We start from the raw sequence: 14824 nt of genomic DNA, 5'->3' as shown, positions 1-14824 counted from the left end.
ATTTCTTAAACACACATGGCTATCGCTTATCAAGATGTCATATAACCGTAGCAATGATCAATGGTATTTGTTAATAACAAGCTATTTCTCAACTATTGGGCGTTAAGTCTTGTCCGCGGCAGACATCATCGACAGCATCTAAAGGGGAATATTGCTGATAGTAGCTGCCTATTGATGCTTCTAACGCTACAGTGGTCTGTGAGTCATGAGCGTTGACATAAGCTTCACGTGCTTGCTCAAGCCATCGATCTGCCATACGAAAATGTATACCGGACTCTCGCCAGCCTCGTTCGCATTGGTTGGTGGCGGCCCATATTAGAGCCACTTCACCAAATGCCATTTCACGAGGTGCTGACGCTATACCATTACTATCTTTGAGCGCACTCAGCGTTGCCCATAGGTCAGGTCGCATTAGCGCAGAGGTAGTAGGAATATCCTGATATATACTCATGTCTTGTGCACTATTATTTTTTAGTGCTTGCAAAATAGTCTCTGCCATTTCTACTGCAACTGAGCCTGTAGATGAGCGGCTATTCATACTGTCTTTGTTGATAGCATAAGTAAGCCATGCTTGTGCTTTATAAGCGAGATACTGCTCATGAGCTGTCTTGTCTTTTTGTTGATACGGCTCTAATTGCGCTACCATACAGTTCAATACACGCTGTTGTTGGCTTTGATACTTATAAGAATGCGCTTGTTTCTGCACATGGCTCTGCAAGTCATCACGACAGTCAGTAATATTGGTCGTATTAGTGATTTGAGCTGAAGTATTAACGATGTCACTGTTAGCTAAAGCAGGTGGGGCTACAGTCAGTAGCAGTATTGCCGATAAGGCAGTAGATATCGTTTGCTTATCAGGTATGGTTTTCATGACAGCTTTAAACATAATGCAAACCTTGTATGAAGGTAATAAGGGGTGTTATTTACCATTATCAGGGCTAGTGCTACTCATAGCTTGGTAGGTCGTAATGCAGTTATAGTGGCATTATCATAAGACGGTACTGAAGCAATGCCATTAGATCGCGTTGTCAATTTACAACGTATTATCGCTTATAGTAGTAGAGCTGCTCATCAAACGCTGGTTTTTTCGTGGATCTTCACGTTTGAATAGATCTTCATCGAATTTGAAGCGCAGTCTGAAATAAGCCCCTTCTTGAGTACTGTCATCATAGGCGATGTCTTCGTCTTCAAAGCCCATAAAGTTGTAGCCAAGTGATAACCACAGGTTGGTCATTGGACTATAGCCAACCTCTGCACCAAGCATATAAGCCAAGTCGTTTGCTTGATCGTTCCAGTAAGTGCCTGCTTGTAAGCCAATATCCCAGCGCTCACTGAGGTCATAGAGCCCACGACCATAGACAGCATGCGCCGTATTGTCACTGGTCAATGCGTCTGCTTTGTACTCTGTGTATTTACCAGCATAACGTCCAGATAAGGTTAGCGGACGCGTCGGATGGTAGTTACCATTCCATGACCAGATGGTCGTGTCTTTTCGATAAGTGTCATCACCAGTGTTGTTATCATCCAAGCGATACTCAAGCTTTGCCAGCATATCTAACTGGTTGCTATCATAATCACGATAAGCTGCGCCTAGCTGAAAGCGATTAATAGTACGGTCGCCATCAGTGTAATCAGTGCGTGAGTAGATATCTTTGGCAAGTAGGGTGATCTCATCAGTATAGCGATAGGCAATACCAGCACTACCTAGTAATGTATCACTTGTTTCGCCCCAGCGTTTTTCAAAACGCCCCGATGCTTTGTAGTTTTCTTTGGCAAGATACTCAACACCAATACCTGCTGCGGTTGCCGTGTTGTCTTCTTCACCTTCAAGGGACTCAACACGCTCAAACAAGGTATTTAGAGTTAGACCTTCTTGGACATACCATTTGTTTTTTAGACCGATAGCGGCTTCGGCCTCGCGTGCACTAATAGCGTCACTCATACGGTATTCGCTATACACTTTACCGTCTTTCATATAAGTGGCATCGAAACCAAAAACAGTACGTTGACGCTCATCAGTATCATCAAGACCATAAGTACCCGATAAGCTGTTGATCAAATCGTGACGCGCGTACAGTCGTCCCAAGCTACCAAGAGGGGTCTCGCCGCCAATAGAAGTGGCATTACGTGAGCTATTGTCGATATCTTGCTCATACTCTGCAAATACCAAGCTATTATTCAATTTAGGCAGGCGAGAGGTAATACGAGCACGAACGGTTGTACCTTCGATGTCTTCATCAGCATTACTAACGCTACTTAAAGCTGATTGATTGATGATGTCATCATTAAATAGCGTATCGTCTGTAATATCCAAAACGTCTGTCGCCGCTTGGGTATTGCGTGAAGCAGCAGTGGCATCTTGCTTATAGTAGCGTACGCCAATCTCACCGACCACATTCTCACTCAAACGCTGCTCTATGCTAGCCTGGATACCTTCGACGCTCGCCTCGGTAGTATGGTCTTCGGTACGTACACCTTCTAGCTTTAATGCTGTTTTTTTGTTGTTTATCGTGTGAACGACTTCTACACCAGACTCGGTACGCCCCGCCGTAAGCGGTGACGCACCAGTGACGAAACCTTCATCAGCATCATTGTAGTACGCTTTGGCACGGGTGTTTTTCTTATTATCAAAGTCAATCTCAAGACGCAGCGCATTACCCTCAACATCACTCTCATCGAGTTCTGTGGTGTTGATTTGATTACTGGCTTGAAAATTTGGATTCTCAGCTTTATTCATGGCATATTCAGCGACTAGCTTTAACTTGTCGTTGAATTTGATAACGCTGTTGAGACTTGCAAGCTCTTCTTTGTTCAGTGGATCGTCACTATTGATATAGCTACCACCGATAGAGACTTTGTTGGTTAGCTGTTGCTTAGCAGCGATACCACCAACCAGATAATCTTCACCACCTTCATCTACTTCTACCGTGACACGGATATAGACAGGATTACCTTCGATGTCTTGACTGGCAATCGGTGATTTCAAGAATAAGCTGCGGCTAATCGGGTCTATCTCGTAATCAGCAAAACGCGTCAGCGTTTCACGGCTGATGATAAGACCAGGATTATTGGCATCACGAGTGATCACTTCGATCGTTTCAGAGTTTTCTAATACCGCATCAAAGTTCTCAGCCAATGGATATGGACCTGAAATACCTAGGCCACGAGTCTCATTAACACGCTGGCTGGTACTGGTCTCTGCCAAAAATGCCGTGACACGAGTATTGCTGTCCTCAAACTGAGCTTTTAGACCAGTTAGGGTACGGTTATATTGACCCAGCTTGATACCTTCATCATTATCAATCTGGGTCTTTAGATCGCCATACATCGCGAACGAGCGACCTTTATCCAAGCGCACATAGAGCTTGCTTGTAGACTGCGCATCAAAGCCTTTAGCTGATGAGTCGCCATACACAGGGTAGTATTCGCCTGGCTCGATATCACGGAAGAGTCGCTCACCTTTTTTATCACTATCATAAGCGAGCGTAAGTAGATAATCGCCGCGCACTTTACCTTTGAGAAACATCGCCGCACGACCAGAAGCTGTGTAATCGTCGTTACCGGCAAAATCATTGAGCTCTTGTTCAAATGCACCTTGAGCATCAGTGATGCTGCCACCATCAAAATCTTTGAGCGAGATAGCCCCTTCTACGATACCAACGGCAATCAGCGGACGCAATTGAGCAGTGAACTGTAATGGAATGACTTGTTTACTGCTACCCGTGTCAATGACGAGCTCGCCTTTACCGGGTACGCTTGACGCGATGACTGGTATGAGTAGCTCACCACCTGACACAGTAACTTGGGTGCCGGCTTGATCTTTGCTGCTGTCTTCCAAATTGATACGACCGATATTAGTATCAAGTGTAAGAGAAGTAGTACCAATATAGGGGCGATTGTCACGATCTTTTAGACTAACGACTATCTGGTATTCGCTAATGCCGTCTGCAGCTACTAGCTGAGTCTGAGTGCGATAATCGATAGATTGTAAGCTATCAGGTGTCAATACTTTAATCGTCTGCTCAGAGATGATTTTGCCGTTGATATCAGTGGCCACACCGCGCAGGGTATTACTTCCACGTTGTAGGTCAACCGCATAATAGTCAAAAGCCGTCACATTTTGCTTTTCTTGCTTAGCAGTTTTACCGATATTTTGCTCTGATACCGCTTTGCCATTGGCGTATAAAGTAAATATTGAGCCAAGAGGGGCTTGCACCTGTACCATCTGCTTGTAAGTGCTAAGCTGTTGACCTTCACCTAGATTAATAAAGGCGACATTGTTGTTAGCCACTTCTTTTAAGTATTCTTCGAGCTCTTTTTCTACTGGAGGTGTAATCGTTGTCACGGCCATATCGACACGATTGGTCGCTTGCCCAACCATATCGTTGACAATAGCAGAATCACAGTTGTTACCAAGGTCTAAGTCACCATTGATATTACAGCCACTTGCATCGATATTATCAGTCGTGTCGGTATCGTAGTCTGGCTCTAGTGTTAGCGCTGTTTTTACCGCTTGTTCTAGCGTATCGTTTTTAGCGCTCACTGATTTACTACGAGCGATTAGCTCAGCGTTCAGACGCTCAGTGCTATCCGCCATACCAGCGACTATTGCAAAATCTGCACGATGTAACTCGCCGTATTTTAAGTCAACAAAACGGCTGCCAGCATCACCAGCATTACGGTTGCTTTGGGTGACCAGTTCTGTTTCTCTAGGGATCGTCGTGCGGTCTACTTTCAGTACATGCGTTTTGGCACTGATGCCATAAAAGTTGTATTTACCTTCAGGATCAGTAACGATGAAGTTACCGTTCTCCATGTAGATACGTACACCAGCAACACCAATCTCACCGTCTTCTTTTTGCTGAATACCATCGCGGTTGATGTCGTGATAGACCTTACCGATGATGATGCCGTCAGTGTTCATGACGCCACGTTCTACGTCGATTTTCCACTGTGCTTCTCTTGATACTAAGCTTTGGCCTTGCTCGTTGTTAGCAACTGCGATTGCGCGGTTGATACCATCACCACCTAGTGATGCAGCACCAACAAGCACACGATAAGTAATTTTTTTACTTTCGCCATTTGCCATATTGCCTAAGTTCAATACCTGGTATTTACCGTCAGACTTAAACTCAGTAGTTTGTGTCTGATTGATATCGATATCAGTCGCTGGGCTCACACGCACACTGCTATCGACATAATCAAAACCGCGTGGTAATGCGTCTTTTAGCTGCACATCGTAAGCAGTAGCACTACCGTTGTTCGTGATATTGATGGTGTAGCTGACGTAATCACCGAGCTCAGCACTTTTTACGTCACTTTCCTTTGTGACAACTAAAGCTGGGTTGTCATCGACGATATTAATTTGTGAGCTCAGATCACTGATACGCACGGTGAAGTCAGACGCGTTCGGCAATTCATCAGCACCAATGCCAACCGAAGGGGCGATACAGGCGTCTAAGCTGACAGTCAATGTGTCACTGTTCAACGTCTGGATGAGCTTATCATTAATAGCGTTGGCGTTATTTTGAGTGGCCGCTGATAGCTGATATTTACCCGTGTTATTACCAGTTTCTATAGCTTTAAGTGAATAGCTATCTCCAGTTATCGGCGACTTGATGGTTACCCATACTTGATCAGGCTTATCAGTTTGTACGTTACATTGCGCATAGCTGGCACTGACATAAACATCATCATTAATTTGTGAAACAGTTTTACTTTCATCAAATTTAGGAGTGGTGAATTTGATACCAGATTCGATAATGACCAAGCTATCGGTCGCACTCACGCTGGCTACTGACGAATCTGCTAACACAACTGCACCAATCTTAATATCAGCAGCATCCCCATCCTGACCATCAACATCTGATAGCGCTTGTACAATAAGCTGAATGTTTTCACTCTGACCAAGCTTGATTTGAGCACTCATGTTATCAAGAATAAGTTGTCTATCGCCACTGTCGACAATACCATTGTTATTCAGGTCTTGATAAACTTTCAAATTAGATAGAGTTGGCGATACATCAAGCGTCAGCTCAACAGTCTGACTACTATAGCCAGTATTACTAAGAACATTGACCCAATTCACTAATGTGTTGGGTGCGACAGTACGCAGAGGTTGCTGAGTTAAATTAATACCATATTCAGGTAGGGCAGAGGTTTTGACTTGAACTTGGTTTGAAATGCCGCTTTGTTCAATAGAATCGACATCATAAGTCGCATTAGCAATGTTGTTGATAGTCTGTACGAGCGTGCTAGGCGCAGCAAGCGCCACATTTGATTGCATAAGCAACATTGCAGCTGTCAGCGCAGAGATCTTCGCTGTATGCAACGTAATACGATTAGACGTTGAGTATGTAGTCATATGTCGCTTATCCAATAAAACATAGAAGGGTAGGGTAGTAACCCTCCAGCTTGGCTAACCAAAAACGATCAGGTCAAACTGGAGCGTTAGTCTATAAACGTCTTGTGACGCTTATAGACTTTGAAATATTAAATATAAATTAACGATCGTTTTTGATTTTGATTTTGAAAGTCAAGGTGCCAACGCCCTGAGGAACTATAGTAAAGTTAGTACCAAGAACTGCAGTACTAGTCGCACTAGGCGTGCCTGCAGTAGATGAAGCAGTCGCCGAAGTAGCAGGTGAACCAGCTACTAAATCCGCACCAGCTGAGAAGTTAGACAACAAATCCGAGATAGTTAATGCGTTAAGATTAAAACCTAATGCTGTTGAAGAAGTGTTAGTTGCCTGAATACGATAGATAACACATTGATCAGGTGCCGCATTGAGTGTAGTCTGAACAAAGGTACTTGTAGCAACGGTAGCTTCACAAGCAGCATCTAGTGATTGAGACTTCACCAACGTTAAGCCTCTAACGTTAGTCGTATCAGTCACTGAAGTAACAGCAGGTGGATTAATACCGGCAGGCGTTAGCGTTACGACAGAAGTTTCAGTGCTACCAACAGCTGCAGCATCAGCAACAGTTGCAGGAGTGGTTACATTGCCCGACGATACATTATAGTTGATCGCTAGTGTGCCACCAGGTGCAATACCATTTGGAAATTGAGCGGCTGGTAGTGTAGCGCTATTAAGGGTGTACGTATTACCACCAGCAACGGTAGGTTGCAACGTCATAGTAACCGGGGCACCATTACCAGGCGGCGTATAAGTAACACTAACAGGACCAGTAACAGGTCTAACAGCCCCATTATTGCCACCATCAGCAATAGTGAAAGTCAATGGGTTAGTATTAGTACCTTCAGCATCTTGACCACTGTTAGTAATGAGAGTTGAATGAGTCGCTTGACTAGCAGTACCTGAGGCAGGGGGAACTTCTCTAGTTGTTGGATTGCTCACTACAACCGCTCGTCTGGTAAAGTTAGTCACACCAGCAGTATCTATACCAGCGCCGTTAGCTTGATCCGCAGCAGCAGGTACTCTAGTCATATCTAAATTGTTATTTGTACTATCCAAAATGTCATAGTCAGTACCAAGTACAGGAGCAGCAATTAACGGACTAACCGCACCGACGAACTTATCGTAGACTTCTGCATTGTTAGTTACTGAACTATTAGCAGCTGTATACTGATCTCTATCGACATTAACCGTGAAAGTAATTGTGCGACTTGCGCCAACGGCTAAGTTCGCTACAGCAACATTAATAGCTTGTCGAGTACCAACAGTAGAAATCGTAGCAGTGCCAGCACCAGTTACGGTCACGTCTGAGGCTGTGCCATTAGGCAAACTCAAACCTGCAGGAAGGACATCTCGGATGACAATATCAGTCGCAGCAGTACTATAGTCAGTATCCACGTTAGTGACTACGATACTATAAGCGATCTGTGGGTTAGCGACTGTCAAATCGACAGTACTGGTCGCTGTTTTTTCTATTTTGAAGGTAGGCAGTCTCACGATAGTTTGGTTTTCGTTCACCAATGTCGCATTTGCTGGAAGATTAGCAGTAAAGAAACTACTGGTTGCTGTTAATGTGCCTACACCTTTGTCATTACCGTTACGAGCGGCTGGTGTAGCTGCTTCGTAGCTTAAGTTAGCTCTGGTACCTGGTTGTAGTCTAATAGTACCACCGTTGGCTAGGGTACCTGTCTGTGCCTGACCATTCAAAGCGGTGACTTGAGTAGGAGTTAAAGCAGTGCCATCTGCTTGTACAATCGTAAACGTGACAGGCGCAGTACCTAAAGCATAGTCTGGCGTAGCTGTTACTAGTGCTGAGTCATTACCTGTGGTATTAACGGTATAAGTATCCGTCACGTTACCCGTATTGCTTAAGGCATGAGTAAAGGTAGTCGTACCACCTGGCGTAGCAGTCTGATTGATAGCAATATCGTCACCAATGCTACCATCATCAACAGTCGATACGAGTGCAAAGTTAGCTGTTTCGCTAACGCTCACAGTCACTGTGTTAGAAGTAACGTTTGGCTGAGCAATGCCAGCAACGCTATAGTTTGCGGTTGCGACGTTGGTAATCGGTGCTGCTCCTGCACTAATACCACCAGTAGTATTAGGAGTAGCTGCATTAGCGGCAGTAGAGATACCCATTGCAGCCACAACACCTACGGCTAATACTGAATATTTAAAAGAATTTGGTTTCATGCAGTAAATCTCCGAAAGATTAAATCAGTAAGGATGAAGGGTTATTTGTTAACGACAGTATTGAGGGCAACAGCTGCTGCCTTTTTTGCGGGTAGTAATTTGATGTTCCAGCGTAGCGTACGGTATTCAGAGTAGGGCACTTTAACCATTTTGCCATCGACTTTGCGCATTAGCGGCATATCAGCATAGTTCTTGCCATCAGTGCTAGCTTGTGCGCTTGCAGGCATCGCATCACCAGTAAAGGTCATGTTGGCAGGAATAGGTAGAGTCACCATTAGATCATTAATATCTTTATTAATGGTATTGGTATAAGTTGCCTTGTATTGGATGACAGTACCTGCTGGTGCGGTACGTACTGCCGTATAGACTGTCTTACCGTCAGCATTTTTGATGACTTGATTGGCAGTCAGTTCCATCTTTAGAGCATCTTCAGCATGCGCGAGGCCTAACATGCAAGTAGAAGCAACCGTTGCTAATAGAACATTGCGTAGAATCTTGAAACGTTTCATATAAAATCCTTTCTTATACCGTTGCTATCATTGGGATATTGATGCTTTGGGCTCCAGTGAGGCTGTCTATAACTAGATATCAGGCTCGTCTGTAAAAAGCACACATCTCCCTTTAAGCTATTGTCACGTAACCAATACAAACTTTCATTATAAAGACGACAAATGGTATTTCGAGATGACCAAACGGTAAAAGCCCTATCTAGGAAGATAGGGCTTGATTGAGTATTCAGTAATTTGATACACAGGTGTTTATTTACTAATGGTAGTACCATATTTAGTATTAAAACGAATGGCCTGACGGCGAGTGGCTGTAGTAGCACCTAAAGAAAAAGTATTGGTAGTCACTGTACCGTTGTTACCAATAGATACCGAGTTTGTTGCAAATGATGGAGTGCCGCTATTTTCACCAATAGGTGTTGGATTAACTAAGGTAGAGGTAATCAGCGAATTATTAGAGTCATTTTTACTCTGTAGCGTATCCTTGATAACAATATCTGTCAGAGAAACGTTGCCCCGGTTGATGGCTTCAATTCTATAAGCGATACATTGTCCTGGCACAATGCCAGATATTGGTTTTATACTATACGCGCTGTTAGCACTACCTTCATAATTGACACCAATTGTAGCAAGGTTATTTAGACTACAGTCATGAACATACTGACTTTTGATTAATACTAATGCAGCATTTTCTTGGATGACATCACCAAAGTCATTGCTAGGATAGTTGTACTGACTATTAATAATGTTTATTTGTCGCACATCGCTTGTCGTGTCTACAGAATATGCATAATTGCTAGGTTCATTCTGAGTGACACAGAGTCTTGTGTAACTGCCAACTTGTGCAGATGTCAAATTGAAGTTGTAGGTACCGTCACTATTGATATTCACTGTTTGAGGCGAAAACGTCCCACTATCACCAGCACATTTATTCAAAGTAATGGTGTGACCAGTGGTAAAGGGGATTCCAGATTCAGTTGGTGAGTCATATCTACCATTAAAATAAAGACTATTATTTAGATATTTAGTAGAGACATCATCTTTGGCTGGAGATGTAATTTGACCGTTATCGTTAAATACAATACCTGAAAAGACATAATTGGATCTGTCATTTGTGATTGTACATGCCCAATTATCTCCGTACGTAAGCTTGAGATTTTTTGGATCTAAAGTGGTAACGGTTGTACCATCCGATCTTCTACATGCATATAACGCAGTATAATCTACTAGGTTGGTCGTTCCTGAGACGGCTTCTGTCAGTGTATAGGTCTTGGCAGGGTTCACCTTAAAGGTTCCTGTAGTGCCTGTGCCCGTAGTAACTGTATTGCCTGAACCCGATGTAGTGACCGAGCTGATGCCGTTGGTAACAACTGAGTTATCTGCATTGTCCTTGATTTGAACAGTAAATTGATCGGTATTTGTTTTACGAGAAGAAGAGAGAACTTTAGTATATGTTAGGCGCGGCTGTGGTAGGTAGCAGTAACCATCAAATACAATGTTGATCAGCTGATCACCAGGGTTACCTACAGTGCCAGTAGTATTATCGTAGTATTCTAGGTTAGGGTTATTGCCATAAGACACATCTACTCTAACGATAGGTTGATTAAAAGCAACGGATACTTTACATCTCTCATCTACAGAATCTGTACTACATAAAACGCTACCAGTAGTAGTTGTTTGACGATAGGGTGCAGTAGTCGTTATTCCGGTGCCTCTATATGTCAAAGTTGGCGTCACACTAGCACCCGCACTAGTAAAACCAGTGATTGTTACTTGGTCGGAAAACTCGAAATACCTAGTACCTGCTGTTGTTCCTCCGTTTCCTGTCCCTGTACCTAAATAGTTCACATCTATATCATAAATACTTAAGCTGACATTGGTAAGGGCTTGAGATTCGTTGGTGAAACTGTTTTTAAAAGTGTATGAGACCGCACGAGACGATCCCTTATTAGTAAAATCCTGAAAAAATTCAAACGATTGAAGGTTGCCTGCTAGCGTCTTAGGTCTATAAAAATTTGAGCCGCCAGCATCTAAACTGCCAGTAGTCACTAAACTGTTAGAAGCAATAGTGTAACTTTCACTTCTGAGACCGTTTAAAAGTTGGTTTACACCAAGGATAGGTGGCGATGCTGTCGATCCTAAGTTACTGTAATCAGTGCTTGCAAACTCATCAGACACAAAGTTAGCAGGGCAAGTCGTAATTGCCGCCAAAGCCAGATAGTTGGGCAATAGTATCAACAAAGATGGCAAAGCTATCCAACGCGTTACTCTCGACTTAAGAGCTGATAGTTCAACAGACGAATTCATAATAGCTCCGAGAGCAAGGATGGAATGTAGATATAATTTTGTTATAAGAATAATATTTAAGTGACAATTAATATACAAAAATGAGACGAAAGTCTATTTATAGGGTATGAATAGCAGAAAGCTTTTCCAGATAATATATTTAGAGAGCTGAACCCCTACTGCAAAGGCTATACTTGTTTTTGCACATTCAACAAAATTATATCTCTCTCAGTGAGTCATCAGTAATCATTTTTAAAAAAACTAATCGTTATTTATTTAAAAAATACTTGTTATTTCTCCATTTCTTTACAGCCATAAACAATTTCCTCGCAAACGCCTATAATGGACTGTCAAAATCATCTATGACAGGATATACAGGGATAACAGTATGAGCTGTTTTGTCATGGCATCTATTTGATGTACAAGTCAGCTCACCGTAGCAGTGTTTTTTACCATCATGTTCTATACCACCGCACAAAACAATGGAATGATTGAAGATAGCAAGGAAGCCATCAGTAAGTCGATATCCCATCACTCACCAGTATTTAACAAAGCCCTGCCATATAGGCAGGTACGACTGATATAAAAGGATTAACACCAATGAATTATTATAAGGATGCTGATAGCACCGAAACCCAAGAGTGGCTGGCAGCCTTTGAATCTGTGGTCAAACACGCAGACAAGGACCGTGCCCAGTTTCTACTAAAGGCGTTGTACAACATGGCAGTTCAAGAAGGCCTGCCTTTTAATAGACTAGATACCGCTTACGTCAATAGTATCGCTGCAGAAGATGAGCCAATGTATCCAGGCGATCTAGGCATGGAGCGTAAGATACGTGCTTTGATTCGTTATAACGCACTTGCCATGGTTATGCGTGCCAACAAAAACGATGATGACTTGGGTGGTCACTTAGCGACATTCGCCTCTAGTGCAACGCTTTATGAGACTGGTTTTAACCATTTCTTCCGAGCAGCCAGCGATCATTTCGGTGGCGATATGATTTATTACCAAGGTCACTCAGCACCAGGTATCTATGCTCGCTCTTATTTAGAAGGTCGTTTGACCGAAGATCAGCTTGATAACTTCCGCCGTGAAGTGGGTGGTAAAGGTCTATCAAGCTATCCACATCCATACTTAATGCCCGATTATTGGCAGTTCCCAACGGTATCAATGGGACTTGGTCCCATCATGTCGATTTACCATGCCCATGTACATCGCTATATGGAAAACCGCGAATTACTAGAAAAAGAAGGTCGTAAAATCTGGACGTTCTTGGGTGATGGTGAAACAGATGAGCCAGAAAGCTTAGGCGCAATCTCTCTTGCTGGTCGTGAGAAGCTAGATAACTTGATATGGGTAGTCAATTGTAACTTACAGCGCCTTGATGGTCCTGTACGTGGTAATGGCAAGATCATTCAAGAGCTAGAGTCTGTGTTCCGCGGTGCAGGCTGGCGCGTCATCAAAGTTATCTGGGGTGGCAACTGGGATTCATTACTTAGTAAAGATCATACCGGCGTGCTTAAACATCGTATGGAAGAAGTGGTCGATGGTGAGTACCAATTATATGAAGCACGTACGCCTGAATTTACCCGAAAAGAGTTTTTTGGTAAATACCCAGAGCTAGAAGAGATGGCAGATGCGCTGACGGACGAAGAGATTGCACGTCTGAACCGTGGTGGTCACGATCCAGTGAAAGTTTATGCTGCTTTTAGTGAAGCAATGAAGACAAAAGGTCAGCCAACCGTTATTTTGGTCAAAACTGTCAAAGGCTACGGCTTATCTACTCAAACGCAAGCCGTTAACAAGTCACATCAGATCAAAAAACTAGATCAAGAAGCCTTGATGTATTTCCGTGATCGTTTTGATTTGCCATTTACTGATGAGCAACTAGAGACCCTACCATTCTATCGCCCTGAAGAAGGTTCGGCGGAGATGAAATATCTCAAAGGGCGCCGCGAGTCGTTAGGGGGTCATCTGCCCAACCGCCGTAGTGGTCACATCCCGCTTAATATTCCTGAGCTATCGATGTTTGATCGCGTATTAAAAGGCAGTAATGGCAAAGAGCAATCTACCACGATGGTCTTTGTACGTTTGCTATCTGCGATGCTCAAAAACAAAGACATCCAAGATCGCGTTGTACCAATCGTACCTGATGAAGCACGCACATTTGGTCTAGAGGGCATGTTCCGTCAATTGGGTATCTATTCAGCGGTCGGTCAAAAGTATACGCCAGAAGATAGTGAAGCGTTGATGGGTTATAAAGAAGCCATCGATGGTCACATGCTAGAAGAAGGTATCAACGAAGCGGGCGCAATGAGTACGTGGATTGCCTTGGCAACCAGCTACTCTGTGAACGCCCTGCCAATGATTCCGATGTATATCTATTACTCAATGTTTGGTTTCCAGCGTGTGGGTGATTTGGCTTGGGCTGCAGGCGATTGTCAGGCACAAGGTTTCTTACTAGGTGCAACAGCTGGTCGTACAACGCTTAACGGCGAAGGCTTGCAGCATCAGGATGGTCATTCACAGATACTATTCAATACCGTACCGAACTGCGTCACCTATGACCCTTGTTTCGGTTATGAGCTGGCGGTAGTGATGCATGATGGTCTGCGCCGTATGTATGGTGAAGGCGAGCGCGTCTATTATTACTTGACGCTGATGAATGAAAACTACGAGCAACCTGAAATGCCAGAAGGAAGCGAAGAAGGTATCAAGCGCGGTATGTACTTATTAGAAGATAATGGCTCAGCACAAGTACAGCTGTTAGGGTCTGGTGTGATCTTACGCGAAGTACAAAAAGCATCACAGATACTAAAAGATGAGTTCAATATCACATCTAACGTCTGGAGCGTTACCAGCTTTAACGAGCTGACTCGTGATGGTATGGATTGCGACGACTACAACCGCTTGCACCCAATGGATGAAGAAAAAGTGCCTTGGGTTACTGAGCAGTTGGCACCGCACGAAGGTATCGTGGTTGCTGCGACAGATTATATGCGTAACTACTCAGAGCAGATTCGTGCTTGGTTACCAGACAACCGTCCTTATACGACTTTGGGTACTGATGGTTATGGCCGCTCTGACACGCGCGAAAACCTACGCAGTTTCTTTAACGTTGATGCCGCCCATATCGTTGTGGCAACGCTGAAGCGTCTAGCAGATGAGGGTGAAGTTGAGATGCGTTTGGTCAAAGACGCGATTTCAAGCTTAGGTATCGATGTGGATCATCCACCTGCATGGCAACAGCAGTCTTATTATGATCAGTCTCCAGATGCACCAGCACCAGGTAATGTCAATCCAAAACCTGTTCCTGAGTTTGTTGAAGAAGATGATGATGAAATCAGTGATGAGGGACGCGCTGAAGACCAAGCAGATGCAAATGTACTCGATGATAGTGATGTCAAAGAATAATAACCA

6 protein-coding genes are annotated in these 14824 nt (G+C 43.7%); 1 reads left to right on the top strand and 5 read right to left on the bottom strand.

Translation table 11 applies throughout. The annotated features are described in order from the left end of the window. Positions 1–88: 88 nt before the first annotated feature. The 5 genes from AC5JPO_RS03625 to AC5JPO_RS03605 all read right to left on the bottom strand — a co-directional run bounded on the left by AC5JPO_RS03625 (position 89) and on the right by AC5JPO_RS03605 (position 11425). Positions 89–886, bottom strand: a complete 798-nt coding sequence (locus tag AC5JPO_RS03625) for a hypothetical protein (protein ID WP_493852677.1) — start codon at positions 884–886, stop codon at positions 89–91. A 147-nt stretch (positions 887–1033) separates the two neighbouring features. Beyond that, a complete protein-coding gene (locus tag AC5JPO_RS03620) occupies positions 1034–6364 on the bottom strand; it encodes an SdrD B-like domain-containing protein (protein WP_493853294.1) in 5331 nt (1776 codons plus the stop codon). Between the two features lie 139 nt (positions 6365–6503). Continuing rightward, positions 6504–8612 carry a beta strand repeat-containing protein gene (locus AC5JPO_RS03615; protein WP_493853293.1) on the bottom strand — a complete coding sequence of 703 codons (2109 nt, stop codon included), beginning with the start codon at positions 8610–8612 and terminating at the stop codon, positions 6504–6506. A 41-nt stretch (positions 8613–8653) separates the two neighbouring features. Then, positions 8654–9121 (bottom strand): hypothetical protein, encoded by a 468-nt coding sequence (locus AC5JPO_RS03610; protein ID WP_420230407.1) that lies wholly within the window; start codon positions 9119–9121, stop codon positions 8654–8656. A 249-nt stretch (positions 9122–9370) separates the two neighbouring features. Then, on the bottom strand, positions 9371–11425 hold the full coding sequence (locus AC5JPO_RS03605; RefSeq protein WP_493853292.1) for a hypothetical protein: 2055 nt from the start codon (positions 11423–11425) through the stop codon (positions 9371–9373). A 579-nt stretch (positions 11426–12004) separates the two neighbouring features. On the opposite strand from AC5JPO_RS03605, the gene aceE reads away from it, so the two are divergent. Continuing rightward, the gene (aceE, locus tag AC5JPO_RS03600) at positions 12005–14818 is read left to right on the top strand and encodes a pyruvate dehydrogenase (acetyl-transferring), homodimeric type (protein ID WP_443524259.1); all 2814 of its coding nucleotides are present in this window, start codon (positions 12005–12007) and stop codon (positions 14816–14818) included. Positions 14819–14824: the final 6 nt, after the last annotated feature.

The organism is Psychrobacter sp. H25 (assembly GCF_059076335.1).
The sequence above is the reverse complement of the archived record's forward strand: the minus strand, read 5'-3'. Positions and strand labels throughout refer to the sequence as shown.

Excerpts from the sequence above, each read along its gene's own strand:
- AC5JPO_RS03615 (WP_493853293.1), bottom strand. The coding sequence starts at position 8,612 with ATGAAACCAAATTCTTTTAAATATTCAGTATTAGCCGTAGGTGTTGTG.
- AC5JPO_RS03625 (WP_493852677.1), bottom strand. The coding sequence starts at position 886 with ATGTTTAAAGCTGTCATGAAAACCATACCTGATAAGCAAACGATATCT.
- AC5JPO_RS03610 (WP_420230407.1), bottom strand. The coding sequence starts at position 9,121 with ATGAAACGTTTCAAGATTCTACGCAATGTTCTATTAGCAACGGTTGCT.
- AC5JPO_RS03605 (WP_493853292.1), bottom strand. The coding sequence starts at position 11,425 with ATGAATTCGTCTGTTGAACTATCAGCTCTTAAGTCGAGAGTAACGCGT.
- aceE (WP_443524259.1), top strand. The coding sequence starts at position 12,005 with ATGAATTATTATAAGGATGCTGATAGCACCGAAACCCAAGAGTGGCTG.
- AC5JPO_RS03620 (WP_493853294.1), bottom strand. The coding sequence starts at position 6,364 with ATGACTACATACTCAACGTCTAATCGTATTACGTTGCATACAGCGAAG.